Origin of the sequence: Enterobacter bugandensis (assembly GCF_900324475.1) — a bacterium.
GTDB lineage: Bacteria > Pseudomonadota > Gammaproteobacteria > Enterobacterales > Enterobacteriaceae > Enterobacter > Enterobacter bugandensis.
Map to the genome: position 1 here is coordinate 1,686,452 of NZ_LT992502.1, position 24,253 is coordinate 1,710,704.

The following is a 24,253-nucleotide window of genomic DNA, read 5'->3' on the forward strand; positions in this document are numbered from 1 at the left end:
TCAACGACGCTAAGTTGCCTATTTTCCTGCTAACGGATCCGCTAGTAAGAAATTTCGTTGTTACTTTATGATTTTGAAGGGAAATATCATGAAAAAGATATCTTATGAACGGATTTATAAATCCCAGGAATACCTGTCACCGCTGGGTGAAATTCATCATCGCGCGCTGTTCGGCGGCTATACCCTGGCAGTGGATGATGCGGTTTTTGCCATGGTGTCAGAAGGTGAGCTCTACCTCCGTGCCTGTGAAGAAAGTGCGAAATACTGTGTGAAAAATGCCGCGTCTTTTTTGACCCTGATGAAGCGGGGCCGTCCGGTGCTTCTCAACTATTACCGGGTGGATGAGGGGCTATGGCAGGACAGGGAGCGTCTGCTTCAGCTCTCCACTTTCGCACTTAATGCGGCAAGAAAAGAGCGTTACCAGCGGCATCAGCGCAATCGACTTAAGGACCTGCCAAACCTGACCTTTCAGCTGGAAGTGTTGCTCTTTGAAGCGGGCATCACCAACGAAGAAACACTGCGGGCGCTTGGCGCAAGGGAGAGCTGGCTGAAGATGCGGGCGAAAAATAAAGCGCTGAGTATCAAAGTGCTATTCGCGCTGGAAGGAGCGATCGAGGGGCTGCATGAGGCGGCACTCCCGGCCGGCATTCGCCGGGAGTTGACGGAGTGGTTTAATGCGCTGCCTGAGCCACTGGAGAATCACTCCTCCAGGTAGCGATTTGCTGTTGCAGCCGGCAAATTTCTGGCAGCAGGGCGATGAGCAGGCCAATCTGCTGCAACACCAGAGGCGCTTTGCTGTCGTTTCCAGGCTCAAGATGCGCAATACGTTGGGTAAGTTCATCCAGCGCCTGTCTCACGCGCGGTTCATCGGCTGGCCGGTGATGCAGTGCATCATCGACATAACAGACCGCGTCATCCAGCAGGTTGAGGATGCCCGGGTTGGTGAGTTTTTCGCGGTGGGCGCCCAGCGTGGAAATATAGCTGGTGAAGGTATGGTTCAGGCAGAGCAGCCGGAAAGCCGTCTCACGAATCTCGGCCGTGGCGCGAGGCTCCGTTGACATGTTAGAGACCACCGAGGCCAGTTCCGCATCGCTGTTGTGCGCATCGCGGCGCGCTATCCGGTAAGCCAGGCGGTTATCGCGGCCCTGATGATACTGCTCAAGGATGGCGTCCAGGTATCGGCAGTTGGCGTTCATAGCCCTGTCTAACACGCGCGGTAGATTACGGAAACGCCAGTCCGGCCAGATAAAGCTGACGGCGGCCCAGGCGATAGCGCAGCCAATCAGGGTATCGAGTACGCGGGGCAGGGCGACCTCGAACCCTTCACCCAGCAGGTTAAAGCAGAGCAGAACCAGCAGCGTGATGAACATTGTGGCATGGGCGTACTGCACGTTGCGAAACGCGAAGAACAGCACGCCGGTGATCACTATCAGGATCAGCTGTCCTTCAATGGACGGCACGAAATAGAGCACCGGAAGGCCAATGGCGACGCCGACCAGGGTGCCGATAATACGCAATGCCAGGCGGTGTCGGGTGGCGTTATAGTTCGGCTGACAGACAAACAGGCTGGTCAGCAGGATCCAGTAGCCGTGGTGCAAACCGGTTATCTGGATAAAAGCATACCCCACGCATAAGACCAGGGACATTCGCACCGCGTGACGAAACAGCGCCGACTCCGGCGTGAAGTTGCGGCTCAGCCTTAGCCACATATCGCTCACGCTGTGCACGCTGTCATCTGCAAGCTGGTTATCCATCTCGCTGCCCGGCAGTGCCATTGCCTGCTCGGACTCAATCGTCGCCAACTGAGCATCAATCGCCCGCAGGTTGTTGAGCAGAAAACCCAGCGCTTTGATCTGTTCCGGTGACGTTCCGCTGGCCTGCACGCGGTCGAGCGCCGCATCAAGATGGCTAAACACGCGTTCGAAGCGGGAGTCGTGCTGATAGGGCGTGCGCAAAAGAATGGAGCGCGCGAGCTGCTGGCATGCCTGTGACTGCATGGACAGCAGGCGCTGAAAGCGGAACATGACGTCGCTGTAGCGGAACTTCTCGCGCAGGGCGGCATACTGAACGTGTGAGGAGCTGGCGCGCTCATGAATGTCCTGAGCGGCAAAATAGTAGTGCAAGGTTCTGCGCGTGCCGCGCTGGCCGCGATCGCCGCGCAGACGGGTAAGCAGCGAGGCTTTCGTCTGGTTAAGGGTGGCGACCAGCTGGCCGTTTGCCAGCGCCAGATCGTAAAGCGGCGCCTGGCTTTCTTCCTCAATATCCGGGTCGAACAGCCGGGATTTCAGTTCCAGATAATGGGCTAGCTGCTCATAGCTGCGGGCAAGGTTATCCTGCAGAGGACGAACCGGGAAGATTAGGTGGCCGGTTAACGTCAGCAGGTTATACCAGATGGCGCCCAACAGCAGCAGCACAGGCTGCTGATACCACTGGTCGTACAGGGAAACGCCCAGCATGGTGTAGATGGCGATCAGCAGGGCCCCAAAGGCGATAGTGGCATAGCGCTGCCCCAGACCGCCCAGCAAAATAAACCCGCTGGTGGAGAGGGTAAGGCCAAGGGCAAACAGCCACGGCCAGGGGAAAAGTAACTCAACGGACGCGGAGGCGATAAAAAAACAGACGAGCGTAATAACCAGATTCCGCAAACGCCCAGCCAGGCGATCGTCCAGATCCGCCAGCGCTCCGGCCACCACCCCCAGCGTGAGGGGGATGGTGAGCTTGACATCATTCAGCCACCACGGCAGGGCAGCCGTGCCGCAAAGCGCGATAAATATCCTGACGTTGTAGAGCCAGGCGCTGTTCCAGGTATAACGGCGAAGCAGTGGACTTAGCATAAACGCGGCCAGCCCTTATTTACTGAAAACGACGACGTGCGTTCGCTTCACGCGCCGCCTGGGCCACTTCGACCGGAACCACCCTGCGCCCGACGGGCCAAAGGGCGATGGCGGCGATCTTAAAGTTCGCGAGCCCGACCGGAATACCAATTATTGAGATGCACTGCGCAATACCGGCAAAAATATGCATGATGCACAGCCACCAGCCGAAGAAAATCAGCCACAGAATGTTCAGCAAAGTTCCCCCCGTATTCATCAGGGCGCTTTTGCTTTCCGGGTTCAGCTCGTTAACGTGGATAGCTTCATTACCGTAGGGGATGAACGAGAGTTTCGTGATTTCCCAGCAGGAACGGGTCAGGGGAAGGGTGAAGATCAGGACGATGCTCACCAGCGTGGCAAAAAGCCAGGAAAGGGTGGTGGCAAAACCGCCCAGCACAAAATTCAACACATTCAGAACGGTACGCATAAACCCTCACTTCCTTTCGATAAAATTAACGCCCAATGATTGTAACGTTTTTTTAGGCTGGAGCACCTTAAAACTGGCAGTTAAACTGTCAGGTAAATTATCTCTTCGTGGATTTGGCGGGACATGGAACTGAAAGCAACTTCTTTAGGCAAACGCCTGGCGCAACACCCCTATGACAGAGTTGTTCTGCTCAACGCCGGGGTTAAAGTCTCCGGAGAACGCCACGAATACCTTATTCCGTTTAATCAGCTTCTGGCTATTCACTGCAAGCGCGGGCTGGTGTGGGGCGAGCTCGAGTTCGTTCTGCCTGACGACAAAGTCGTGCGCCTTCACGGTACCGAGTGGGCGGAAACCCAGCGTTTCCACCATCACCTGAACGCGCTCTGGCAGCAGTGGAGCCACGACATGAGCGTGATTGCCGCTCAGGTGCTGCAGCAGGTGCTGGACGATATCGCGCAAAGCAACGCGCAGCAAACGTGGCTGACGCGCCAGCAGACCGCCGGTCTGCAGCAAAAGATTCGACAGGCACTTTCGGCGCTGCCGCTCTCCGTGACGCGTCTTGATGAGTTCGACAATTGTCGCGATGCCTGGCGTCAGTGCCAGGCCTGGCTGAACGATATGGATAAAAGCCGGCTGGCGCATAACCAGGCCTGGACGGACGCCATGCTCACCCAATACGCCGACTTTTTCAGTACGGTGGAGTCTTCACCGCTCAACCCTGCTCAGGCGCGCGCGGTGGTGAACGGCGAGCAGTCGCTGCTGGTGTTGGCGGGGGCCGGAAGCGGTAAAACGTCGGTGCTGGTGGCGCGTGCGGGCTGGCTTCTCACCACCGGGGAGGCCGTTGCCGATCAGATCCTGCTTCTGGCTTTTGGCCGTAAGGCGGCACAGGAGATGGACGAACGCATCCAGGAACGGCTGCACACCCGGGATATTACCGCCAGAACCTTCCATGCCCTCGCGCTGCATATCATTCAGCAGGGCAGTAAAAAAGTGCCAGCCATCAGTAAACTGGAAAACGACGCGCAGGCGCGACAGGCGTTGTTTATTAAAACGTGGCGTCAGCAGTGCAGTGAGAAAAAGGCGCAGGCGAAAGGGTGGCGTCAATGGCTGGAAGAGGAACTCAACTGGGAGGTGCCGGAGGGCAGCTTCTGGCAGGATGAAAAACTGGCGCGTCGGCTCGGCTCGCGTCTTGACCGCTGGGTCAGCCTGATGCGGATGCACGGCGGCTCGCAGGCAGAGATGATTGAAAGCGCGCCGGAGGCGATCCGCGATCTGTTTTCAAAACGGGTCAAGCTGATGGCTCCGCTATTGAAAGCCTGGAAAACCGCGCTGAAAGAGGAAAATGCCGTTGATTTCTCCGGTCTTATCCATCAGGCGATCGTCATTCTGGAGAAGGGGCGCTTTGTCAGCCCGTGGAAGCATATTCTGGTGGATGAGTTCCAGGATATCTCACCCCAGCGTGCGGCACTGCTCTCGGCGCTGCGGGCGCAAAATAAACATACCTCGCTGTTCGCGGTGGGGGACGACTGGCAGGCCATCTACCGCTTCAGCGGGGCGCAGCTTTCACTGACGACCGCCTTCCACCACTATTTTGGCGAAGGCGACCGCAGCGATCTGGACACGACATACCGCTTCAATTCACGGATTGGTGAGATCGCCAACCGCTTTATCCAGCAGAACCCGCACCAGCTGGCCAAGCCGCTAAACAGCCTGCGGGCAGGGGATAAAAAAGCGGTCACCCTGCTGGCGGATGACCAGCTGGAGCCGCTGCTGGACAAGCTCAGCGGCTATGCGAAACCCGATGAACGTATCCTGGTGCTGGCGCGTTATCATCATCTTAAGCCTGCTGCGCTGGAAAAAGCCGCTACCCGCTGGCCGAAACTGCAGCTTGAATTTATGACCATTCACGCCAGCAAAGGGCAGCAGGCCGATTATGTGATTGTGGTGGGGCTGAAGGAGGGCAGCGACGGATTCCCGGCTCCGGCCCGCGAGTCGGTCATGGAAGAGGCCCTGCTGCCGGTGCCGGAAGACTTCCCGGATGCCGAAGAACGGCGTTTGCTGTACGTGGCCATCACCCGCGCGCGTCACCGCGTGTGGCTGCTGTTCAATAAAGAGGAGCCATCCGTGTTTGTCGATATATTGAAGTGTATTGATGTGCCGGTGGCGCGGAAGCCATAACGACCAAGGCAACGAGGGGGAGGCCGGGTAAGACGTAGCCGCTACCCGGCAAAAAAGCTACTTCAGTCTCTCGGAAAGATAGCGCTGATAGTCCGGAATAAGGATCTCAACCGGCGAGTTAAACTGCGGTGATTCAATGATAAAATCCGCCGTCGACAGGTTCGTCGCCACCGGAATATTCCACACCGTTGCCAGACGCAGCAGCGCTTTGACATCCGGATCGTGCGGAACCGCATTCAGCGGATCCCAGAAGAAGATCAGCACATCAATTTTCCCTTCGGAAATCTGCGCCCCGACCTGCTGATCGCCGCCCATCGGGCCGCTCAGCATCGCATTCACCTCCAGACCCGTTTCGCGCTGGATCAGGTTACCGGTAGTGCCGGTCGCCGAGAGGGCATGCTTTTCCAGCAGCGGCTGATGGCGGCGAACCCAGTTAAGCAGCATTTGTTTACAGTGATCGTGCGCCACCAGCGCAATGTGTTTGCGTTCAGGCAGCGTGCGTGTTGTCAGTTCCATAATCATATCCATCAGGTTAACTGACTACACGATGACGGGAACCGTCTGACGCTGCAAGAGAAAGGCGTAAAAAATGTGGCTTAAGATGAAGGTTGTTGCTTTGCCCACTGTAAAAACCGGGCCCGCGTGTCGGGATCGGCCTGCTGGAACCAGAATTTAAGGCGCTGTTCCGTCAGGCTCTGGGACTGCGGCGGAATGACGTCCAGTTCCGAGACGCCGGATAGCAGCGTACTGTCGTCCGCCATCATGGTGGCAAACTGCGGAAGGGAGGCGCGTTTGCCGGCTTTGTTATAGACCTGCGTTGCGGCCTCGTAGTCCGGGCTTTTTGTGGCGCTGGTCAACGCCAGAATATCCAGCTTGACCGAGATCGGCATTGCATTCCCGTCCAGCAGCTCAACGCGCGGCGAGGCGTCGAAGGCCGCTGATTCCTTCTCCGTTTCAAGGCGAGGCAGGGTAATGTTCACCTGGCTGATTTGCCGGGTATTAAAGCTGACAATCAGCGGCGGAGAGATGTACATCCGCTGCTCATGGTTAGTCAGGCCGATCGCTTTTTCGACCCGGAACACCAGCTGATGCGGCCCGTTATCTAACTCAATGCTGTCAGCCCCGCGCAATAACGAGCTGGAGACCTTTTTCCCGTCCAGAACCAGGAGATCAATGTCGCCAGAGAGCCGAAGCGTGGTGGCAAAAACGCAAACCGGCATCGCTAACGCAATCAGAGCAGTGGCAAAACCGGTTTTCATAGAAGGCTCCCGTCAGAGATACTGTCGCCGCATTAATGTATCTAAATCTTTCGATAATCACGTTTACTAACATATAGACATATTTTGCCGTTTTGCCCTCATACATCTGTATGGGATGGATGGTTGAGATGTGCGCTTTGGCGTACACTTTTAAAAAAGCCAGGAGAAAAACCATGAAAGAGAACGATATTGCCGAGATTCTGACATCCACGCGTACCATTGCGCTGGTGGGCGCGAGCGATAAACCCGACCGTCCCAGCTATCGGGTGATGAAATACCTTCTCGATCAGGGCTATCACGTCATCCCGGTGTCGCCAAAAGTGGCGGGGAAAACCTTACTGGGCCAGCAGGGTTATGCCACGCTCGCTGACGTGCCGGAAAAAATTGATATGGTCGATGTCTTCCGTAATTCCGAGGCGGCGTGGGAAGTGGCGCAGGATGCGATTGCCGTCGGGGCGAAAACATTGTGGATGCAGCTGGGTGTGATTAACGAGCAGGCTGCCGTGCTGGCGCGGGATGCGGGATTGAAGGTGGTTATGGATCGCTGTCCGGCGATCGATATCCCCCGTCTGGGGCTGGCGAAGTAATAAAAAAAAGCCCGTTCATCGGGCTTTTTTTACACGCTTAGTTCCGCAGGCGCGGAGCCTGTAACTGTTTGCGGATAGTCTGAGCAAGTTCATCCATCGTGGGTTGTTCCGGATGCTCTTCCTGCAGCTCGCTACTTAGCTGCGCTTCGGCAAGGTAGGTATGTACGGGTTGTCCGTCGTCACCTTCCATCACCACATGGTACCAGGGTGCAGCGCGAAGCTCTGCGTTCACCGCCAGTTCGTCTGCTGACGGTTCATCAAGGGAATACTCCGGGTCGATATCCACGACCACACCCAAATACCCAAGCAAAGTGTGGCGGACCTGCTGGCCGATACCGAATTTGCTGGCAATCATAGTCACCTCCCGGGAAATACGACTTACACATTAAGTGCGGGCAATATTTCTCTTTTCAAGTTACATGACGCGACAGGCAAACCCTTTCAGATACAGTCCTTCCGGGTAGGTAGCAATCACGGGGTGATCGGCTGCCTGACGGAACTGCTCTATAAATTGTACATCACGACCAGCATCTATTGCGGCATCGGCGATGATTTTTTGGAATAAATCGGTGGTCATCAGCCCGGAGCAGGAGAAGGTGAGCAGCACCCCGCCCGGGTTCAGCAGCTGGATCGCCAGCATGTTGATATCCTTATACCCACGGCAGGCGCCCATCAGCTGGCTTTTGTTTTCCACAAACTTTGGCGGATCCATCACGATGACGTCGAACTTCTCGCCCTGATCGCGATATTTACGCAGCAGCTTGAAGACGTCGTCGCGTATAAATTCGGCTTTGCTCAAGTCCAGTTTGTTCAGCTCGACGTTCTGTTTTGCCACGTCCAGCGCTTCCTGCGAGGTATCCACGCTGACCACCTGGGCACAACCGCCCATCAGCACCGAAACGGCAAAACCGCCGGTGTAGGAGAAGCAGTTCAGCACGCGTTTGTCGGCAACGTACTGACGCGTAGCCAGGCGGCTGTCGCGCTGGTCAAGGTAGTAACCCGTTTTGTGCCCGCCCTGAATATCCACCAGCAGCTTCATACCGTGCTCTTCAATCGGCAGCAGGGCAGGCGGCAGCTCACCCGTGACCGGGCCCTGCGTCAGCTCCATGCCCTCTTTTTTGCGTACCGCCACGTCGCTGCGGTCGTAAATAGCGCATTCCGGGAACAGGGTTTGCAGCGCGCTAATCAGCGCGGCACGCTGGTATTCCGCCCCGGCGCTCAGCAGCTGCAGCACCAGGAAATTGCCGAAGCGATCGATGGTTACGCCCGGCAGGCCGTCGGACTCACCGGCAATCAGGCGATAGCTGTCCAGCCCGTCGCGCTTTGCCAGCCACTCGCGCCACTGCTGCGCCTGCTGCAGGCGGCGGACAAAGAAGTCGATGTCGATGGTTTCGTCTTTATCGAAGGTCCAGACGCGCGCGCGGATCTGGGAGGCTGGCGAGTAAGCGCCTCGCGCTAACCATTTCCCCTGATGGTCAACAATATCAATGGTTTCACCGAGGCTGGCTTTGCCTTCCATACGGGCAACCGCGCCGGAAAAGACCCAGGGATGACGGCGCAGTAATGATTTCTCGCGCCCTTTGGCTAACACTAAACGTACACTCATAATTTGCTGTTCTGTCGATTTCAGGGAAATGGCGCGTAGAGTAGCACATTCAGCCAGGCGCAATCATCTGCGGATGTCGTTGAGCGTTTCGGCAGATCGTGGAGGAGGTGAGAATGGCCGTGGCGCTGTCACAGTTACAGTCGACTCGCTTACCGATCGGTGAAATCGCAGTACAATGTGGGTATCTTTCCAGCTCTCGTTTCACCGCCCGTTTCCGGCAGCACTATGGCTGTTTACCGAAAACGCTACGTTAAGGAGAAGAAAAATGTCAAAAGTCTGCACCATTGCCTGGGTCCACGGCCTTGTTCAGGGCGTCGGGTTCCGCTACAGCACCCAGCGCGAAGCGATGACGCTTGGGCTAACGGGATACGCGCGAAATATGGACGACGGCAGCGTTGAGGTGGTCGCCTGCGGCGACGCGGAGCAGGTTGAAAAACTGATGGCGTGGCTGAAAGCAGGCGGGCCGCGCAGCGCCCGGGTTGATAAGGTCTTAACGGAACCGCATCAACCCGGCAGGGAATATGTGAACTTCGGTATTCGGTATTAAATACACTTCACCGGTTTAGGAAGGCCGGCAATTTTGGTGGCCTGTTTTGCCGGGCCCTTCGGGAACAGGCGATACAGATAGCGGCTGTTGCCTTTTTCTTCGCCAAATTTGTTGGCCATCGCCTTGACCAGCATGCGGATGGCCGGAGAGGTGTTGAACTCGAGATAAAACTCGCGCACAAAACGGACCACCTCCCAGTGTTCGGGGGAGAGGGCGATACCTTCGTTTTCGGCGATTTTCTCCGCCAGCGGCTCGCTCCATAGCGTGGTGTCTTTCAGATAGCCTTCGCTATCGGTCTCAATTTCCTGGCCTGCAAAAATGAACATAGTGCTCTGTCGATAAAGTAAAAACCGCCCCTAGTCTAGCAAATAAGGGGCGGCGTGAGAAACCTCGACCTACAGAAGAAGCTGGAGCAGAATGTTGGCATTAAGCTTTTTCAGCGCGTTGCATTTATACGTCGATACCTGTTTTTCGCTCATCTGCGTCATATGCGCGACATGCTGTACCGATTGTCCGTTCACCAGCCTGTGCAAAACCATTCGCTATAAAAGCGGAGCAGAAAAATGAAAATGAGACTTCTGTTCGCCGCGGGCGGTGCGCTTGTCGGCGGCGCGCTGGCGCTTTTCATCTATTCGGGCGGCCTGTATAAACGCGATGCGCTGGCCTGCAGTACGGAATTTAACTTTACGCGCAACGAGGGAAAAGCGAATGAGAACCGGGTCAATACCGTGGCCCAGTTCTATTTTCATCGGGACAGGACCGGCTCTTTCCCACCTATATTTGCCGCGGTGACTAGGGCATAAAAAAAAGGAGAATGCCTGAGGCATTCTCCTTTTTGTTTCAGCAGGTCTGCTTAATCGCGGCTGGCGAAGCCCAGGATGCTCAGCAGGCTGACGAAGATGTTGTACAGCGACACATAGAGGCTCACGGTCGCGCGGATGTAGTTGGTCTCACCGCCGTGAATGATGTTGCTGGTTTCATACAGGATCGCGCCGGATGACAGCAGGATAAACACCGCGCTAATCGCCAGGTGCAGGGCAGGCAGCTGCAGGAAGATGTTTGCCACCATACCAATCAGCACCACTACGATACCCGCCATCAGCATACCGCCGAGGAAGGACATATCCTTGCGCGTGGTCAGCACGTAGGCCGAGCAGCAGAAGAACACCAGCGCGGTACCGCCCAGCGCCATGCCAATCACGTCACCCATACCGGCAGACAGGTACGCGTTCAGGATCGGCCCCAGGATATACCCCAGGAAGCCGGTGAAGGCGAACGCGGAAAGAATACCGACCGGTTTATCAGCGGTTTTGTAGGTCAGGAACATCAGACCGTACATCCCCACCAGCGTCAGGATCAGGCCCGGAGACGGTAGCATCAGCACGGTACTGGCGGTAGCGGTGATCGCTGAAAACGCCAGCGTCAGGCTGAGCATGAAATAGGTATTGCGCAGCACCTTGTGGGTGCTGAGTAGCGATGTGCGGTCGCGTGAGGAAGTAATTATACGATCCATGAGTCACTCTCTTATGACAGATGTAATTAACGGAAAGAATAGGAAACGGCGCGCCAGTCTCAAAGTGGTTTTACCCATCTTTACTCAGCACGTTAGCGCTGAAGGTGGTCATTTCTTCTGCAAAAGCATGTGTAACCAGTATGAACGGCGGTTTAAAAGTATTTACCAGATCAACCTCTTATAGGTTACTGAAAAATATTGCGTTATTGCCTTTCGGGCGCTAAGAGTTATCTCCGGATCGTCATAAAACAGACAATAAGGCGAAGGAAATGAAACCACAAACACGCACGCGCTTTACGCTCTCTTTACTCACCGCCGGGATCCTGTGCGCCAGCACGGTGACCTGGGCGGCTAACGTGCCAGCAGGAACAGCGCTGGCCGAAAAACAGGAACTGGTCAGAAACAATGGCAGCGAACCGGCCTCGCTCGACCCGCATAAAGTCGAAAGCGATGTCGAATTCAATATTATCAGCGATTTATTCGAAGGGCTGGTGAGCGTCTCCCCGTCAGGAGAAATCCAACCCCGGTTGGCTGAAAAATGGGAGAACAAGGACAACACCGTCTGGACGTTCCACTTACGTCCGGGCATCACCTGGAGCGACGGGACGGCCATTACCGCAGAGGATGTGGTCTGGAGCTGGCAGCGCCTGGTTGATCCAAAAACCGTTTCACCGTACGCCAGCTATCCCGGCAACATGCATATCGTCAACGCGGCCGATATCGCTCAGGGGAAAAAATCCCCCGACACGCTGGGCGTAAAAGCAATTAACGATACCACGCTGGAAGTGACGCTCACCCAGCCCAACGCGGCGTTCCTGGCGATGCTGGCGCACCCGTCGCTGGTGCCGGTGGATAAAGTGCTGATTGGCCGCTTCGGTGAAAAGTGGACCAAACCGGAGCATTTCGTCAGCAGCGGAGCGTATAAGCTGTCCCAGTGGGTGGTCAACGAACGCATTGTGGCGGAGCGTAACCCGCGCTACTGGGATAACGCGCATACCGTTATTAACAAAGTCACCTATCTGCCGATCACCTCCGAGGCCTCGGATGTGAACCGCTATAAAGCGGGCGAAATTGATATTGTTTATACGGTACCCATTAACCAGTTTGCTCAGCTGAAGAAAACGCTGGGCAGCCAGCTGGACGTCTCCCCGCAGCTGGCGACCTATTACTACGAATTCAACACCACCCGTCCGCCGTTCAACGATGCCCGCGTGCGCAAGGCGCTGAACATGGCGCTGGATAAAGACATCATCGCTGAGAAGGTGATGGGGCAGGGGCAGCGCCCGGCGTGGCTGATTAGCCAGCCGGACATCGGCGGGGTCAAGCTGCAGAATCCGGATTACGCCAGCTGGCCGCTGGACAAGCGTATTGCTGAGGCGAAAAAACTGCTCAACGAGGCCGGGTATAACGAAAGCCATCCTCTGAGCTTCAACCTGCTCTATAACACCTCTGAATCGCACCAGCGCATCGCGATTGCGGCCAGCTCTATGTGGAAGAAAAACCTCGGCGTAGACGCGAAGCTGCAAAATCAGGAGTGGAAAACTATGCTGGATACCATGCACACCCACAACTTTGACGCGGTGCGCTACGCCTGGATTGCCGACTACGACGACGCGGCGACCTTCCTGAACAACTTCCGTACCGGCGACAGTGAAAACACCAGCCAGTACAGCAACCCGGACTACGATCAAGCCTTGATCAACGCCGCAAAGGCCAAAACGCCGGCAGAGCGGGGTAAGTTCTACCAGCAGGCGGAAGACCTGTTGGGCCGTGATGTGCCTGCCATTCCGGTTTATCACTACGTCCGTACGCACCTGGTGAAACCGTGGGTGGGTGGCTTTACGCCGGATAAGCTGGGGTACTATTTCACAAAAGATATGTACATCAAAAAGCACTAAGCGAGAGGGCTGGATTTTATGCTGATAAAATCGCCGATGTGTTGTCAGTTCAACCGATTAAGCACATTTTGGCTAATTTTAAAGCGAACGATTGCAGCCACTCTTTACAGCATGCGGTGAGGTGTTTATAGTTCGCCTCACTCAGGAAGTGTGGCCGAGCGGTTGAAGGCACCGGTCTTGAAAACCGGCGACCCGAAAGGGTTCCAGAGTTCGAATCTCTGCGCTTCCGCCAGATATAAACCCCAGCTTACTCGTTAAGCTGGGGTTTTTCTTTTTGCGCGTATCTGTAAACCTGACGTCTATGAGCGGATAAAGGCCAGAATGTCCGCGTTAATGGTATCCGCGTGGGTGGTATGCATCCCGTGCGGGAAGCCCGGATAGATTTTCAGCACGCTATTCGCCAGCAGCTGGTCCTGCAGAAGGGCGGCATTCTTATAAGGCACGACCTGATCGTCATCCCCCTGCATCACCAGAACGGGAACCGTAATGGTTTTCAAATCCTCTGTCTGATCGGTTTCTGAAAACGCCTTAATTCCCTCATAGTGGGCTTTGGCGCTGCCGATCATGCCCTGACGCCACCAGTTCTGAATGGTGCCCTGTGAAACCTCGGCCCCCGCCCGGTTAAACCCATAAAAAGGACCGCTGGCGACGTCGAGATAAAACTGGGCGCGATTCGCGGCCAGCGCTTTACGGAAGCCGTCGAAAACCTCTACAGGTGTCCCGCCAGGGTTGTTTTCTGTTTTCACCATCAACGGTGGAACGGCGCTCACGAGCACCGCTTTGGCAACGCGCCCCTGCGGCTGGCCGTACTTCGCAACATAGCGGGCCACCTGGCCACCGCCGGTAGAGTGGCCGACGTGCACCGCATTGTGCAGATCCAGGCTTTCAACCACGGCCGACGCGTCAGCCGCATAATGATCCATATCGTGCCCTTCGCTGACCTGGTCCGAACGCCCGTGACCACGGCGGTCGATTGCGATAACGCGATAGCCTTCCGCAAGGAAGAAGAGCATCTGGTTATCCCAGTCATCGGCACTCAATGGCCAGCCGTGATGGAAAACAATGGGCTGAGCCTCTTTCGGACCCCAGTCTTTGTAGTAAATATTGACGCCGTCTTTCGTTGTTACGAATGCCATACCGCAGACTCCTCTGTTAAAGACGCAACGATCGCTGGCTGAGCGCAGAGCGAACCATTATTGTCTTCATGATGTTGGCTTGTTTAGTTTCCCGTACCGACAGTACCCCTAAAGTGTAGGAGAAATAGTAAAACCGGTGGGTTTCATTCGTGTGAATGGTATCCAGAAGGGGAAAGCGAATGATGGGCTCTGGAGGGAGTCCCAGAGCCATCAGAGGAGGGGGCGTTAACGGTTCTCTTCAATATAACGGGCGAGATCGGCCGGGGTTTTCAGCACCGTCGCCACGTCGGTAGGCGGGATCATACAGCCGTAAACGTCCTGCACCTCCAGCACCATGTCGACTGCCAGAATGGAGTCGAGAATGTCGGATTCAATCAGCTCATCGTGAAAGCCAACCTTGCGGGATAACACTTTTTCAAACAGGGCGAGAATATCGTGTTCCATCATTTTTCCTGGAATAATTAATGTGTGCGGGCGTAAGCGTCCAGCAGCTTGCGGTCAATTTTGCCGTTAGGATTTAGCGGCAAAGCGTCTTTTACGATAATTTGTGAAGGCACCATGTAGTGGGGCACCACGTTTGCCAGCGAGGTTTTGATTGCCTCCGGTGCCAGCTCCGTCACGCAGAACGCGGCGATGCGCAGCACGCTGCCGCAGGGTTTCATCAGCGGCATCACCACCGCTTCGCTGATGCCGGACATGGCCAGCAGGCGGTTTTCAATCTCGCCGATCTCGATGCGGTAGCCATTCAGCTTGACCTGGCTGTCGTTGCGGCCCTGGCAGTAGATGAGCCCGTCTTCATAACCCAGATCGCCGGTCCGGTAGCCGCGGAACGCATCATTTTCCCGACGCAGCAGTTTTGCCGCGTTCTCCTGCGGCAGGCCTAAATAGCCGCGCATGACGTTTTTGCCCCAGATAATCAGCTCGCCCTCGGCGGAAATTTCCATTCTGCTGTCCGGCATCATCACGCCCACCGGCAGCACCGCGCTGTCGCTGTTGAGGATCTCATCCGTGATCTCAACCACGGTTGTCGCAATGGTCGCTTCCGTTGGGCCATAGGAGTTGATGATTTTGGCCTGCGGGAAACGGCGGCGGAGCTGTTTCACCAGCGCTTTATTGAGCACTTCACCAATGAAGATAAAGACGTTGAGTGCAGGCAAATACTCGCTGTTAAAGTGCGGAGAAAGCAGTTGCTGGTAGGCAAAAGAGGGGGTGGAAACCCAGGCGGAGACCGCGTTGCTTTGCAGTCGCTCGAGCCAGTTCTCTTTCTGGATATCCTCTTTGGCATTCAGCACGATGTGGCCTCCCATCGCCAGGTTCGCCAGCAGAGGGATCAGGGAGAGGTCAAAGCTGAACACCGCGTGGTTCATCAGCACCGGTTTTTCCGGCAGCGAAAAGTCCTGGCTGACCCACTTCATGAAGTGCCATACGCTTTCACGTCCAATCTGCACGCCTTTCGGTTTTCCAGTGCTGCCTGAGGTAAACATGATATAGGCCAGATCCTGCTCCTCCAGCACCTTGCCCGCCTCGCCGGTGGCGATGAACTGCCGCGTCGCCACGTCGTAGTAGTAAGGGGCGCCGGTCAGGTTGCAGATCTCGCGAAGCCGCTCCTGCGGGTAGATGCAGTCCACCGGGATGTACGGAATGTTGTGCAGCAGGCAGCTATAGATTGCCACGGCAAACTCGGCCTGCTGATGGCCGTACAGCACGATCGGCGTACCGTCTGCGGGCTGGCATCGTCGATAACGCTCTGCCCAGTTCGTCACGGCAGAGGAAAGCTGGAGCCAGCTTAAGGTTTCGTCGCTGCCGCTGATGGCCAGCTGCTGCGGGGAGGCGGGATCGCGCAGTGCCGCACGCAAGAAATCCTGCAGTTCCTGAAGATCGGAGTGATTTTTCATAGAGGTGACATTCCACTGAAGATGTAAAGGGATCCTGCGGCGCTTCCCAGCGTCAGAATTCGTCCCAAAAACGCAACGGCCGGATACTGCAATCCGCGGTGTAACGTTGGGCTGCGTTTGGCTGACCACAGCAGCATGTTGTGCGCGACGGAAATCGCGCCAAACAGCGCGCCGCTGATGACGTAATGGCGTTCCAGGCCATTCCACGCCCCCATGCAGAACAGGGTGCAAAAAATACCGATATTTTGCGCCAGCGTTTTGTTCTGGCGGAAAAAGTTAGACTTCATCAGATTCATATAGACGGGCATAAAGACCACGTCGCGCAGCCATTCGGACAGGCTGATGTGGAAGCGGCGCCAGAAATCCTGCGGGTTCTTCGCAAGAAGCGGCATGTTGAAGTTTGCCGGAATATTCAGCCCAAACAGCCGACCCGCGCCGATGGCCATATTGCTGTAGCCCGCAAAATCGAAGTACAGATAGGCGCTGTAGGCAATCGACATCACCACGCCCACGGTCAGGGTAAACGGCTTATGGCTCCAGGGCTGCACGACGAGCGAATCGATCAGCATGGCAAACAGGAACTTCTGAATGATGCCGGTAATAATTTGCTCCAGCGCCGTTAAAAACTGCTCGCGGTTCAGGACAAATGCCGGCTTATTCACATCGCTCATCCATGTCCGCCAGCGATACATCGGGCCGGCCAGAATAATAAAGGGCATAAAGAGATAGCAGAAATAGTGCAGGAAATTCTGGCCCTCTTTTTTACTGCGATACAGCAGTACATCCACAGCGCGGAAGGTCATAAAAGAGAGACCGATTGTGCCGAGGTGATAATTAAAATGTAATTTCACCAGAACCAGAGGCAGCAGCGTTAAAACGACCGCCTGCCAGGTTTTTAATCTGCCTTTTTCTTTTAACGTGGCGACAAGATAAAACCAGCAAAAGACGGCTACGGGAACACCGTAATTGCCCTGAAAAATATAACTCCAGCCTAATGCTGTCACCACGGATAAGGAAACTAGCCAGGTCAGACGGTGGCGTAAAACACGATTAACCATCGCAAACGCCAGCGCGGATGAAAATAAACAGACAAAAAATATTCCTGAGCTGTACATCATTTCGCCTCAGAATTTTTGATATTCAAAATGCAGCTGCATACTCATGCTGTCATCGACAGCGGTCCATGCAACGACGGTGATCGCCAGCAGTAAATAAAGGCAAAAAAGACGGATCGCGATTTTCATTATTTAAAACTCTGTGCAATAAAGCGAAGCATTGGCACCCAGGCCAGTTCGGTAGGGTGCAGACGATCCCAGTTCCAGCCGTTCTGATACGGCATGGCGTACATATCCAAATACGGGATCTGGTTCTCTTTCAGAATGGTTTGAATCTGCTTATCGAACGGGCGGAAGGTGTCGGTATTGTAAAGCGCCCAGGGGTTAACCGGGTCGACGATAGCAATCACCTGCACGTGATGCGCTTTCAAAAGCTGAACGGTTTTCCTGAACGCGGCGAACTGCCCCGGCACCACCGGCGTGTCATCCCACTGCTGCGGCTTACCGTCCTCGTCGTAAATCGTTTTGTCCATCCACAGCGTGGCCGCGCTCTGATGGCGCTTTTTATTCAACTCGCGGGCATTCGCCAGCGCTTTATCCCAGTCAGGGGAAAGACGGGCGGTTGGCTGCTGAGGCCAGGGCTGCGCCGTCTGTGGCCTGATGTTGAGCAGCGACAGCCAGTCGTTTTTAATCAGGGTGCAGAAGTTTGCAAACTGAAAACTCAGCTCGTCCCATACCAGCGCCGGATGCCAGCCATACACACGCATTTGCCCGAAGGTTAAATGGCTTATCTCTTTCGCATCAATATGCTTCAGGTAATTAACCAGGAACGGGCGCGCCTGCGGATCCTTCATCAGGGGATTAAAAATCGAGCCCGGAAAATTATCCGCATAGATAGCGGGCGGCAGGCCTTTTGAATAAAAGCCGTCAGGCGCCAGAAGCAGCACCACTTTGCTGTTTGCGTTAAGGCTATCTTTAAAACGCGAGAGAAGTAAAAATTGCGTTTCGTCATCGACAAACGCATCGCCATAGGCCACGACGGGCTGGTGCAATTGCTTATTAAAATAATTAAATACGGCGTAATGTTCCTCTTCTGAGGTGGCGACCTCAGACGCACCAAGGAAGAAAATAGCATTCCCTTCTAAAGCATGGGAAATTGTGGCTATTTTTTCCGCCTGTTCTTTTGTCGTCCCTGCCATAGACTTGATCAGCGGCTGGAATTTAAGCGGCGGATCAAAGCTTGTCACCAGCGGGTGAAAACTCAGGACTAAAATGGCCAAAACGGCCATCAGGATATGTAAGCAAAACGTATTTTTGATTTTCATCATCAACCAGTAAGGCGCTATGACAGTAATGCGTTAAAACCCGCATTACCCGGATTTATTACCATTACAAAACACATGGCCGTCTATTTTTTTTGGCATTCTATACCACGGTGATTTAAAAGGATGAGCGTTGCTGTGTAACGGTATGTACAAGGGGGGAAGGGGGGAGGGCAGGAAAGCGTCCGGGTGACTTTTTGCGCAGTCAAACGCCTGCAGGCAAAAATAGAAAAATTCCTGCTTTACAAGGCGCTAATAGATGTTTATAGTGCGCCTCACTTTGGAAGCGTGGCCGAGCGGTTGAAGGCACCGGTCTTGAAAACCGGCGACCCGAAAGGGTTCTAGAGTTCGAATCTCTACGCTTCCGCCAAATTCGAAAACCCTGCGATAGCAATATCGCAGGGTTTTTTCGTTTTACAGCGCAATTACCAGCTCCCCGGAGTGACTCCGCGAACAGCAGAGCGCCACCTGCTGGTCAGCCGCGCTTTTTTCTGCCTCCGACTGCACGCTATCCCTGTGGTCCACCACGCCGTCAATCACCGGCGTCAGGCAGGCGCCGCAGATCCCCATTTCGCAGGACAGCGGCACGTCCACGCCGTTTTCCTGTAATACCTGAGCGATGGTCTTATCCGCAGGCACCGGCCAGCGCTCGCCGGTAGAAGCAAGTTTGACCGTAAAGATCTCACCTGCGACGCCGCTTGTGACAGGGGGAGCGGGCTGAAACGCCTCGCTGTGGATATGGGCGTCATTCCATCCCTTCGCCGCCGCCACATCGCGCGCTTTCTCCATAAACCCCGCAGGTCCGCACACCCACGCGTGCAGCCCCGCTTCAGGTGCAGGGAAATGCTCCGCCAGCGTGGTTCGTGGGGTGGTGGTATGAATAATGCAGTCACCGCACTGCGAGAGTTCGCGCGCAAACGCCGCGCTTTCCCGGTTTCTGACGTAATAGTGCAGCGTAAACGGCGTTCCGGTCGCTTTCAGCTGCAATGCCATCGCATACAGCGGCGTAATGCCAATCCCTGCTGCCAGCAGCAATACCCGCTCAGCCTGATGCAGCGAAAACAGATTGCGCGGGGCCGAGATTGAAAGCCTCTGGCCCGGACGCAGCGTTTCATGAACGTAGCGCGACCCGCCGCGCGAGGCGGCTTCTCGCCCCACGCAGATAAGATAGCTCTCGTCGCCACATGCCCCGGTCAGAGAGTACTGGCGGACCACGCCGCAGGGCAGGTGGACATCAATGTGCGCGCCGGGTTGCCACGCCGGTAGCGCGTCGCCGTTTTCGGCCACCAGCCTGACGGCGAGGCTTTTATCCCCCTCGCGCCACAGCCCGTCAACGATCACGTTCAGCATATTGGCCTCCGTCATACCAGGAAAAATTCGCCAAAGCCCATCTTCTTCAGTCCCCGACGGTAGGCAATCGAACTCTTATCTGCCGGAATATGGGCTTCCAGAGTGAGATCCAGCGGCAGACTTTCCGGGCGCTGGGTTTCGACCATCAGGCGATCCTCTTCAAAAATGCGCAGGTTAAAGGCATGCACGTCCTCCACCGGAATATGCAGATCAAAGTTGCGCGCGATGGGCGCGAACATGCGGGTCACCCGTGACGAGACGGGCGAGGCGGCGTTCATAATCACCAGCCGTGATTCACCCGGAAAATGAATCGTCAGGGTGGCGGTAAAAGGCAGATGCATTTCAAAATGGCGCAGCCACTGGAACCCTTCTGGCGCCTGCACGGGTGAACTGGCGGGATAGTTGCTCACGGAACTCCAGTAATCGGCCACGAAACCGAAGGCCGTCTCCTGCGGCTGATAGCTAGGGACAAGCTGATTATTGGGATCGGCAAAGGTATCGGTATGGATCCACGCAAAGTGGGCAACATCCAGAAACCCTTCCACCTGGCGCCCGGCGAAGCCGTTCACCTCAAACGCCGGGCAGTTGATCTGCTGAAATCCGTCGTCGCTCCAGTGCGGCATGGTGGGCAGCGGCACGGGATTGTCCGGGTCAAACGCCAGGCAGGTCCAGATCAGGCCGAAGCGCTCTTCCACCGCGTAGTTAATCAGGTTCAGCTTCGCCGGAACGGGCTGGTCGGGGCTGGACGGAATGCGGTTGCAGCGGCCGTCTTCACCAAAGCGTAAGCCGTGGTAGGGGCAGATAATCCCGTGATCGTCGTGAAAGCCGAGCGTCAGCGGCACGCCGCGGTGCGGACACACGTCCCGGGCAACCACGACCCGGTCGTTAATTCGGTAAATCACCAGCTGTTCATCCAGCAGGGTGGCCTTGACGGGGGCCGGGCCGACGTCGCAGGCGCGCGCAACCGGATGCCAGCATTTCGCCAGGCGCAGCCAGTCCTCTGGCTCAAACGTGCAGTGGGCGGGTGGTGTCGGTTCTCTTTTCATCGTTGTCCCTCTTGTTCAGCCTAACGGGCCGCCCTGAATGGTCTCGCACAGACCGTTGATAATGCGTTCCCCGGTCTCCTCTTTGAGTTCCTGATACCAGGCCTGCGTCAACGCCATATCTTTCCCGTGGGTGACGTCGCAGCGTTTACGCGCTTTCAGCACCAGGTCACGCACCCGGTCGCAGCGCAGGGCTTCGTACTGCCGCAGCGCCAGCGTAATGTTGTGGTTTTCACGCAGGCATTCGCCCAGCACCACGGCGTCCTCCATGGCCGCGCAGCCGCCCTGGCCGATATCCGGCGTGGTGCTGTGCCCGGCATCGCCGAGCAGCGCGACGTTGCCGCGAACCAGGCTGTCGAACGGCTCGATGTCATGGATTTCAATGCGGTTGGTGGTATCGGGATCCAGCGCGGCGATAAGCTTCTGCACCGGCGGCGCCCAGCCGCGGAAGTAGCCCGTGAGATCGGCGCGCAGGGTGGTGCGATCCTCCGCCAGGCCCGCGGGCAGCGGCACGTCAAAAAAGAAATAGAAGCGTCCGTTGGAGACGGGCATCAGCGACACGCGTTTACCCTCGCCAACGAAAGTGGTCCACTGGTGCGCCGGGGCAATCTCTTCATCAATCTTCACCAGCCCGTTCCAGTTCACGTAGCCGGCGTAGCGGCGCTCCGGGGTATAGCCCAGCACGTACGGACGAACCGCCGAGTGGCTGCCGTCGGCGGCAATCACAAAATCGCCTGTTGCCGTGGTGCCATCGGTAAAGGTCACGCTTACGCCCGCGTCGTCTTCGTGGACGTGTTCCACGCGCTTGCCGAACTGCACCTTGTCGCGCCCCCAGAAGTCCAGCATTTCGCGCTGGAGTTCAGCGCGCGAGACGGGGCAGGGGCGCCCGCCGGTACGCTCAACCAGCGGGGCGAGGCTGAAGCGGGTCAGGGTGTCGCCGCGCCGGTAATCCTTGTAGGCCATAAAACGCATCGGACCGCCGTAGGTTTCGATAATGTCGCCCATGCCGAGGTGCTGCATACACTTCACGCCGTTAGGCCAGATGGAGATGGCCGCCCCGACGGGCCGGATCTCTTTTACGGCTTCGAACACGGTACAGTCGATGCCCGCTTTCTTTAGCGCGACGGCAGCGCTCAGGCCGCCAATACCCGCGCCAATGACGATTGCTTTCATGCTTCTCTCCTTTTGCAGGGTGTAAAAACATTCAGCAATTTGCGTACCAGGCTGCAGAGTGGCGAAAACGGCGTTGTGGGAGGTGAGTTTGCACTGCTAAGGTGCGCAAACACGGTGAATATGCCTTTTTATGAATCAATAATTTCCTGTCCAGCCATACAGAATCGACTGTTTCACATCGGCGACAAGAGTGGCGTGGTTTGTGCAACAACCCGGAGGAGGACAATAAAGGAGACACTATGATCGCACTGCACGACTTCAATCATCTTCCTGAGAAAGAGGCTCTCGCGCTGCTCACCCCCTGCGTGGCGCTCCCCGGCTGGGCTGAGGCGCTGGTTTATGGACGGCCTTACCCGAGCCGGAGTGAATTGACGATCGCGGCGCAGGCGCTGATGCAGCGCTGGGATGAGGCGTCGTTAGCGCAAGCCCTGAGCGCGCACCCGCGCATCGGGGAAAAGCCCGCGGGTGAAGAGGTGGAGGCGGCGCTGTCGCGTCAGGAGCAGGGCGCGGTGAATGACCGTGACGCGGCGCTTGCGCAGGCGCTGCGCGAGGGTAACGCCCGCTACGAGGCCCGCTTTGGGCGCGTATTTCTGATCCGCGCGAAGGGCCGCAGCGGCGAGGAGATATTACAAGCCCTGCGCGCGCGGCTGGAAAACAGCGACGCGCAGGAAATCCATGCTGCGCTGGAACAGCTGCGGGAAATTACGCTGCTGCGGCTGGAAGGAGTGATTAGCGAATGAGCACGCTCAGCACCCATATTCTCGATATTTCAACGGGCAAACCCGCCGCGGGCGTGACGGTTCACCTAGAACGGGAGGGCGAAATCATGGCGACGGGCGTTACCAACGTTAATGGTCGCATCACCGAATTTGTCCCTTTCCTGCCCGCAGGCCACTATCGGCTGGTGGCGGAGATCGGCGGGTGGTTTCGCGCAACCGGCCGGGAGACGATTTACCCCTGCGCGCAAATTGATTTTGTGACGGGAGAAGCGGCAGACGAGCACTTCCATCTGCCGTTTGTGATTGCACCTGGCGGGTGGTCAACCTACCGGGGCAGTTGACCATACCCGCTCGCCGTTGACCCAGGTCTCGCTGATGTTGCGCTCGTCGCCCAGGGTCATCAGCACAAATAGCTGCTCGTAGATATCCTGACAGCGGCGATTGCGCAGGCGCTGCAGCGGCGTGACGTTGGGGTCGATAACCACGAAATCCGCCTCTTTGCCTGCCGCGAAGTTGCCAATCTTATCGTCCAGCCTGAGGGCGTGCGCGCCGCCCAGCGTGGCGTGATAAAACGCCTCGCTGGCACGCAGGCGGTAGCTCTGAAGCTGGCCGACCTTGTAGGCTTCTCCCAGGGTGCGCAGCATGCTGAAGGTCGTCCCCGCGCCGACGTCGGTGCCGATGCCCATCCGCACCTTGTGCTGCCAGCAGGCGGGCAGGCGAAACAGCCCGCTGCCGAGAAACAGGTTCGAGGTGGGGCAAAATGCCACCGCCGAACCGGTGTCGTGCAGGCACTGCCACTCGCTGTGGTGCAGATGAATCGCGTGGGCAAACACGCTGCGCTCGCCGGTCAGGCCGTAGTGGTGATACACGTCCAGATAGCGCTCGTGCTCCGGCCAGAGATCGTTCACCCAGGCCACTTCGTTTGGGTTTTCGCTGAGATGGGTCTGCAGCCAGGTATCCGGAAACTCCTCTCTGAGCAGGCTGACCGCCGCAAGCAGCTCGGGGGATGAGGTCGGCGCAAAGCGCGGCGTAATGGCGTACCCCAGCCGCCCCCGATGGTGCCAGCGCTGGATCAGCGCCCGCGTCTGCCGGTAGCTCTGCTTCGCGTCTTCGCTCAGGTAGTCCGGCGCGTGCCGGTCCATCATCACCTTTCCGGCTATAAGGCGCATGTTGAGGCGCAGGGCTTCGGTAAACAGCGCTTCGACCGATTGCGGATGCAGCGTGCAAAACACCAGCGCGGTGGTGGTGCCGTTGCTCACCAGTTGGTTAATGAAAAATTCGGCGATCTCTTTCGCGTAGGCTTCATCGGCAAACTGGCTCTCCACCGGGAAGGTGTAGGTGGTCAGCCACTCCAGCAGCTGTTCGCCAAAGGCGCCGATCATCTCCGTTTGTGGATAATGAACGTGGGTGTCGACAAAACCGGGCAGCAGCAGCCTGCCTCGCAGGTCCGTGTAGCCTTTGTGAGGGTCGAGATACTGCTCGCCCTCCTGCCACGCCATGTGCGCCAGAATTTTTCCGTTCTGGATAAACAGCAGCCCGTCCTCAAGGTAGCGGGCGTGTTGGGCAATCGCGTCTGCGCTGTCGCAGACCCGGCCAATATCAAAAAATGCACCGCGTATCGCAGTCTGGTATTCCATCGTGGGTCCTGCCTTAGTGTTTGCGTAGCGGGGTG

26 protein-coding genes, 2 tRNA genes and 1 pseudogene are annotated in these 24,253 nt (G+C 56.6%); 11 read left to right on the forward strand and 18 right to left on the reverse strand.

Annotation, left to right across the window (positions count from 1 at the left end):
• The first annotated feature begins 88 nt into the window (after positions 1 to 88).
• Positions 89 to 715: a TfoX/Sxy family DNA transformation protein gene (locus tag DG357_RS08095; RefSeq protein WP_088204954.1), complete on the forward strand. Its 627-nt coding sequence runs from the start codon at positions 89 to 91 to the stop codon at positions 713 to 715.
• Here DG357_RS08095 and yccS read toward each other — a convergent pair.
• Together yccS and DG357_RS08105 are read right to left on the reverse strand one after the other, a co-directional pair.
• Entirely contained in the window at positions 672 to 2,834 is a 2,163-nt protein-coding gene (yccS, locus tag DG357_RS08100; protein ID WP_045261705.1) for a YccS family putative transporter, read from the reverse strand. The two genes, DG357_RS08095 and yccS, sit on opposite strands and share 44 nt — an antisense overlap.
• Before the next feature lie 19 nt (positions 2,835 to 2,853).
• Positions 2,854 to 3,300, reverse strand: coding sequence for a YccF domain-containing protein (locus DG357_RS08105; protein WP_041910601.1), 447 nt, complete (start codon positions 3,298 to 3,300; stop codon positions 2,854 to 2,856).
• A gap of 123 nt (positions 3,301 to 3,423) precedes the next feature.
• Here DG357_RS08105 and helD point away from each other — a divergent pair, with 123 nt between their 5' ends.
• A complete protein-coding gene (helD, locus tag DG357_RS08110; RefSeq protein WP_088204955.1) occupies positions 3,424 to 5,478 on the forward strand; it encodes a DNA helicase IV in 2,055 nt (684 codons plus the stop codon).
• A gap of 57 nt (positions 5,479 to 5,535) precedes the next feature.
• Here helD and mgsA read toward each other — a convergent pair whose 3' ends face one another.
• Positions 5,536 to 5,994, reverse strand: coding sequence for a methylglyoxal synthase (gene mgsA, locus DG357_RS08115; RefSeq protein WP_041912035.1), 459 nt, complete (start codon positions 5,992 to 5,994; stop codon positions 5,536 to 5,538).
• 80 nt (positions 5,995 to 6,074) lie between these two features.
• Positions 6,075 to 6,737: a curli synthesis inhibitor gene (gene csgI / locus DG357_RS08120; protein WP_088204956.1), complete on the reverse strand. Its 663-nt coding sequence runs from the start codon at positions 6,735 to 6,737 to the stop codon at positions 6,075 to 6,077.
• 173 nt (positions 6,738 to 6,910) lie between these two features.
• Between csgI and DG357_RS08130 the strand changes: the two genes are divergently transcribed.
• The gene (locus DG357_RS08130; protein WP_028012609.1) at positions 6,911 to 7,324 is read left to right on the forward strand and encodes a CoA-binding protein; all 414 of its coding nucleotides are present in this window, start codon (positions 6,911 to 6,913) and stop codon (positions 7,322 to 7,324) included.
• A 37-nt stretch (positions 7,325 to 7,361) separates the two neighbouring features.
• On the opposite strand, the gene hspQ is transcribed toward DG357_RS08130, so the two are convergent.
• Positions 7,362 to 7,679 (reverse strand): heat shock protein HspQ, encoded by a 318-nt coding sequence (hspQ, locus tag DG357_RS08135; RefSeq protein ID WP_008499919.1) that lies wholly within the window; start codon positions 7,677 to 7,679, stop codon positions 7,362 to 7,364.
• A gap of 60 nt (positions 7,680 to 7,739) precedes the next feature.
• Positions 7,740 to 8,930 carry a 23S rRNA (cytosine(1962)-C(5))-methyltransferase RlmI gene (gene rlmI / locus DG357_RS08140; RefSeq protein WP_088204957.1) on the reverse strand — a complete coding sequence of 397 codons (1,191 nt, stop codon included), beginning with the start codon at positions 8,928 to 8,930 and terminating at the stop codon, positions 7,740 to 7,742.
• Between the two features lie 22 nt (positions 8,931 to 8,952).
• Between rlmI and DG357_RS23295 the strand changes: the two are divergent.
• Positions 8,953 to 9,184, forward strand: a pseudogene (locus DG357_RS23295) (helix-turn-helix transcriptional regulator); the annotation flags it as partial.
• An 11-nt stretch (positions 9,185 to 9,195) separates the two neighbouring features.
• On the forward strand, positions 9,196 to 9,477 hold the full coding sequence (gene yccX, locus DG357_RS08150) for an acylphosphatase (protein WP_048999181.1): 282 nt from the start codon (positions 9,196 to 9,198) through the stop codon (positions 9,475 to 9,477).
• Here the strand turns inward: yccX and tusE are convergent.
• Both tusE and DG357_RS23255 read right to left on the reverse strand, forming a co-directional pair.
• Positions 9,474 to 9,803 (reverse strand): sulfurtransferase TusE, encoded by a 330-nt coding sequence (gene tusE / locus DG357_RS08155; RefSeq protein WP_028012611.1) that lies wholly within the window; start codon positions 9,801 to 9,803, stop codon positions 9,474 to 9,476. The two genes, yccX and tusE, sit on opposite strands and share 4 nt — an antisense overlap.
• A 69-nt stretch (positions 9,804 to 9,872) precedes the next feature.
• Complete coding sequence (locus DG357_RS23255; protein ID WP_224222670.1) at positions 9,873 to 10,016, reverse strand: LuxR C-terminal-related transcriptional regulator; 144 nt, start codon at positions 10,014 to 10,016, stop codon at positions 9,873 to 9,875.
• Positions 10,017 to 10,040: 24 nt separating this feature from the next.
• On the opposite strand from DG357_RS23255, the gene DG357_RS08165 reads away from it, so the two are divergent.
• Positions 10,041 to 10,280 carry a hypothetical protein gene (locus DG357_RS08165; RefSeq protein ID WP_224222671.1) on the forward strand — a complete coding sequence of 80 codons (240 nt, stop codon included), beginning with the start codon at positions 10,041 to 10,043 and terminating at the stop codon, positions 10,278 to 10,280.
• Positions 10,281 to 10,330: 50 nt separating this feature from the next.
• Here DG357_RS08165 and yccA read toward each other — a convergent pair whose 3' ends face one another.
• On the reverse strand, positions 10,331 to 10,990 hold the full coding sequence (gene yccA / locus DG357_RS08170) for an FtsH protease modulator YccA (protein WP_013097244.1): 660 nt from the start codon (positions 10,988 to 10,990) through the stop codon (positions 10,331 to 10,333).
• A gap of 269 nt (positions 10,991 to 11,259) precedes the next feature.
• Between yccA and DG357_RS08180 the strand changes: the two genes are divergently transcribed.
• Both DG357_RS08180 and DG357_RS08185 read left to right on the forward strand, forming a co-directional pair.
• On the forward strand, positions 11,260 to 12,888 hold the full coding sequence (locus DG357_RS08180; RefSeq protein ID WP_063437626.1) for an ABC transporter substrate-binding protein: 1,629 nt from the start codon (positions 11,260 to 11,262) through the stop codon (positions 12,886 to 12,888).
• 144 nt (positions 12,889 to 13,032) lie between these two features.
• A tRNA-Ser gene (locus DG357_RS08185) sits at positions 13,033 to 13,120 on the forward strand.
• Positions 13,121 to 13,187: 67 nt separating this feature from the next.
• On the opposite strand, the gene DG357_RS08190 is transcribed toward DG357_RS08185, so the two are convergent.
• The 5 genes from DG357_RS08190 to DG357_RS08210 all read right to left on the reverse strand — a co-directional run bounded on the left by DG357_RS08190 (position 13,188) and on the right by DG357_RS08210 (position 18,299).
• Positions 13,188 to 14,024 (reverse strand): alpha/beta fold hydrolase, encoded by an 837-nt coding sequence (locus tag DG357_RS08190; protein ID WP_088204958.1) that lies wholly within the window; start codon positions 14,022 to 14,024, stop codon positions 13,188 to 13,190.
• A gap of 225 nt (positions 14,025 to 14,249) precedes the next feature.
• Positions 14,250 to 14,468 (reverse strand): acyl carrier protein, encoded by a 219-nt coding sequence (locus DG357_RS08195; RefSeq protein ID WP_028012621.1) that lies wholly within the window; start codon positions 14,466 to 14,468, stop codon positions 14,250 to 14,252.
• A gap of 17 nt (positions 14,469 to 14,485) precedes the next feature.
• Complete coding sequence (locus DG357_RS08200) at positions 14,486 to 15,919, reverse strand: AMP-binding protein (RefSeq protein ID WP_088204959.1); 1,434 nt, start codon at positions 15,917 to 15,919, stop codon at positions 14,486 to 14,488.
• On the reverse strand, positions 15,916 to 17,034 hold the full coding sequence (locus tag DG357_RS08205) for an MBOAT family O-acyltransferase (protein ID WP_088204960.1): 1,119 nt from the start codon (positions 17,032 to 17,034) through the stop codon (positions 15,916 to 15,918). The genes DG357_RS08200 and DG357_RS08205 overlap by 4 nt, the downstream gene beginning before the upstream one ends.
• A gap of 128 nt (positions 17,035 to 17,162) precedes the next feature.
• A complete protein-coding gene (locus tag DG357_RS08210; RefSeq protein WP_088204961.1) occupies positions 17,163 to 18,299 on the reverse strand; it encodes a D-alanyl-lipoteichoic acid biosynthesis protein DltD in 1,137 nt (378 codons plus the stop codon).
• Positions 18,300 to 18,578: 279 nt separating this feature from the next.
• Between DG357_RS08210 and DG357_RS08215 the strand changes: the two genes are divergently transcribed.
• Positions 18,579 to 18,666 (forward strand) — tRNA-Ser (locus tag DG357_RS08215).
• 44 nt (positions 18,667 to 18,710) lie between these two features.
• On the opposite strand, the gene DG357_RS08220 is transcribed toward DG357_RS08215, so the two are convergent.
• The 3 genes from DG357_RS08220 to hpxO are packed head-to-tail and all read right to left on the reverse strand — an operon-like array spanning position 18,711 to position 21,862.
• Positions 18,711 to 19,646 carry a PDR/VanB family oxidoreductase gene (locus DG357_RS08220; RefSeq protein ID WP_088204962.1) on the reverse strand — a complete coding sequence of 312 codons (936 nt, stop codon included), beginning with the start codon at positions 19,644 to 19,646 and terminating at the stop codon, positions 18,711 to 18,713.
• Positions 19,647 to 19,657: 11 nt separating this feature from the next.
• Entirely contained in the window at positions 19,658 to 20,692 is a 1,035-nt protein-coding gene (gene hpxD, locus DG357_RS08225) for a molybdenum cofactor-independent xanthine hydroxylase subunit HpxD (protein WP_088204963.1), read from the reverse strand.
• A gap of 15 nt (positions 20,693 to 20,707) precedes the next feature.
• Positions 20,708 to 21,862, reverse strand: coding sequence for an FAD-dependent urate hydroxylase HpxO (gene hpxO, locus DG357_RS08230; RefSeq protein ID WP_088204964.1), 1,155 nt, complete (start codon positions 21,860 to 21,862; stop codon positions 20,708 to 20,710).
• A 239-nt stretch (positions 21,863 to 22,101) separates the two neighbouring features.
• Here hpxO and uraD point away from each other — a divergent pair, with 239 nt between their 5' ends.
• Together uraD and uraH are read left to right on the forward strand one after the other, a co-directional pair.
• Complete coding sequence (gene uraD, locus DG357_RS08235) at positions 22,102 to 22,602, forward strand: 2-oxo-4-hydroxy-4-carboxy-5-ureidoimidazoline decarboxylase (RefSeq protein WP_088204965.1); 501 nt, start codon at positions 22,102 to 22,104, stop codon at positions 22,600 to 22,602.
• Entirely contained in the window at positions 22,599 to 22,922 is a 324-nt protein-coding gene (gene uraH, locus DG357_RS08240) for a hydroxyisourate hydrolase (protein WP_088204966.1), read from the forward strand. Before uraD ends, uraH begins: the two co-directional genes overlap by 4 nt.
• Here uraH and guaD read toward each other — a convergent pair.
• The gene (gene guaD, locus DG357_RS08245; protein ID WP_088204967.1) at positions 22,902 to 24,218 is read right to left on the reverse strand and encodes a guanine deaminase; all 1,317 of its coding nucleotides are present in this window, start codon (positions 24,216 to 24,218) and stop codon (positions 22,902 to 22,904) included. The two genes, uraH and guaD, sit on opposite strands and share 21 nt — an antisense overlap.
• Positions 24,219 to 24,253: the final 35 nt, after the last annotated feature.

Bases quoted from the DNA above. Each gene is read 5' to 3' on its own strand.
- DG357_RS08095 (WP_088204954.1), top strand. From the start codon at position 89: ATGAAAAAGATATCTTATGAACGGATTTATAAATCCCAGGAATACCTG.
- yccS (WP_045261705.1), bottom strand. From the start codon at position 2,834: ATGCTAAGTCCACTGCTTCGCCGTTATACCTGGAACAGCGCCTGGCTC.
- DG357_RS08105 (WP_041910601.1), bottom strand. From the start codon at position 3,300: ATGCGTACCGTTCTGAATGTGTTGAATTTTGTGCTGGGCGGTTTTGCC.
- helD (WP_088204955.1), top strand. From the start codon at position 3,424: ATGGAACTGAAAGCAACTTCTTTAGGCAAACGCCTGGCGCAACACCCC.
- mgsA (WP_041912035.1), bottom strand. From the start codon at position 5,994: ATGGAACTGACAACACGCACGCTGCCTGAACGCAAACACATTGCGCTG.
- csgI (WP_088204956.1), bottom strand. From the start codon at position 6,737: ATGAAAACCGGTTTTGCCACTGCTCTGATTGCGTTAGCGATGCCGGTT.
- DG357_RS08130 (WP_028012609.1), top strand. From the start codon at position 6,911: ATGAAAGAGAACGATATTGCCGAGATTCTGACATCCACGCGTACCATT.
- hspQ (WP_008499919.1), bottom strand. From the start codon at position 7,679: ATGATTGCCAGCAAATTCGGTATCGGCCAGCAGGTCCGCCACACTTTG.
- rlmI (WP_088204957.1), bottom strand. From the start codon at position 8,930: ATGAGTGTACGTTTAGTGTTAGCCAAAGGGCGCGAGAAATCATTACTG.
- yccX (WP_048999181.1), top strand. From the start codon at position 9,196: ATGTCAAAAGTCTGCACCATTGCCTGGGTCCACGGCCTTGTTCAGGGC.
- tusE (WP_028012611.1), bottom strand. From the start codon at position 9,803: ATGTTCATTTTTGCAGGCCAGGAAATTGAGACCGATAGCGAAGGCTAT.
- DG357_RS23255 (WP_224222670.1), bottom strand. From the start codon at position 10,016: ATGGTTTTGCACAGGCTGGTGAACGGACAATCGGTACAGCATGTCGCG.
- DG357_RS08165 (WP_224222671.1), top strand. From the start codon at position 10,041: ATGAAAATGAGACTTCTGTTCGCCGCGGGCGGTGCGCTTGTCGGCGGC.
- yccA (WP_013097244.1), bottom strand. From the start codon at position 10,990: ATGGATCGTATAATTACTTCCTCACGCGACCGCACATCGCTACTCAGC.
- DG357_RS08180 (WP_063437626.1), top strand. From the start codon at position 11,260: ATGAAACCACAAACACGCACGCGCTTTACGCTCTCTTTACTCACCGCC.
- DG357_RS08190 (WP_088204958.1), bottom strand. From the start codon at position 14,024: ATGGCATTCGTAACAACGAAAGACGGCGTCAATATTTACTACAAAGAC.
- DG357_RS08195 (WP_028012621.1), bottom strand. From the start codon at position 14,468: ATGGAACACGATATTCTCGCCCTGTTTGAAAAAGTGTTATCCCGCAAG.
- DG357_RS08200 (WP_088204959.1), bottom strand. From the start codon at position 15,919: ATGAAAAATCACTCCGATCTTCAGGAACTGCAGGATTTCTTGCGTGCG.
- DG357_RS08205 (WP_088204960.1), bottom strand. From the start codon at position 17,034: ATGTACAGCTCAGGAATATTTTTTGTCTGTTTATTTTCATCCGCGCTG.
- DG357_RS08210 (WP_088204961.1), bottom strand. From the start codon at position 18,299: ATGAAAATCAAAAATACGTTTTGCTTACATATCCTGATGGCCGTTTTG.
- DG357_RS08220 (WP_088204962.1), bottom strand. From the start codon at position 19,646: ATGCTGAACGTGATCGTTGACGGGCTGTGGCGCGAGGGGGATAAAAGC.
- hpxD (WP_088204963.1), bottom strand. From the start codon at position 20,692: ATGAAAAGAGAACCGACACCACCCGCCCACTGCACGTTTGAGCCAGAG.
- hpxO (WP_088204964.1), bottom strand. From the start codon at position 21,862: ATGAAAGCAATCGTCATTGGCGCGGGTATTGGCGGCCTGAGCGCTGCC.
- uraD (WP_088204965.1), top strand. From the start codon at position 22,102: ATGATCGCACTGCACGACTTCAATCATCTTCCTGAGAAAGAGGCTCTC.
- uraH (WP_088204966.1), top strand. From the start codon at position 22,599: ATGAGCACGCTCAGCACCCATATTCTCGATATTTCAACGGGCAAACCC.
- guaD (WP_088204967.1), bottom strand. From the start codon at position 24,218: ATGGAATACCAGACTGCGATACGCGGTGCATTTTTTGATATTGGCCGG.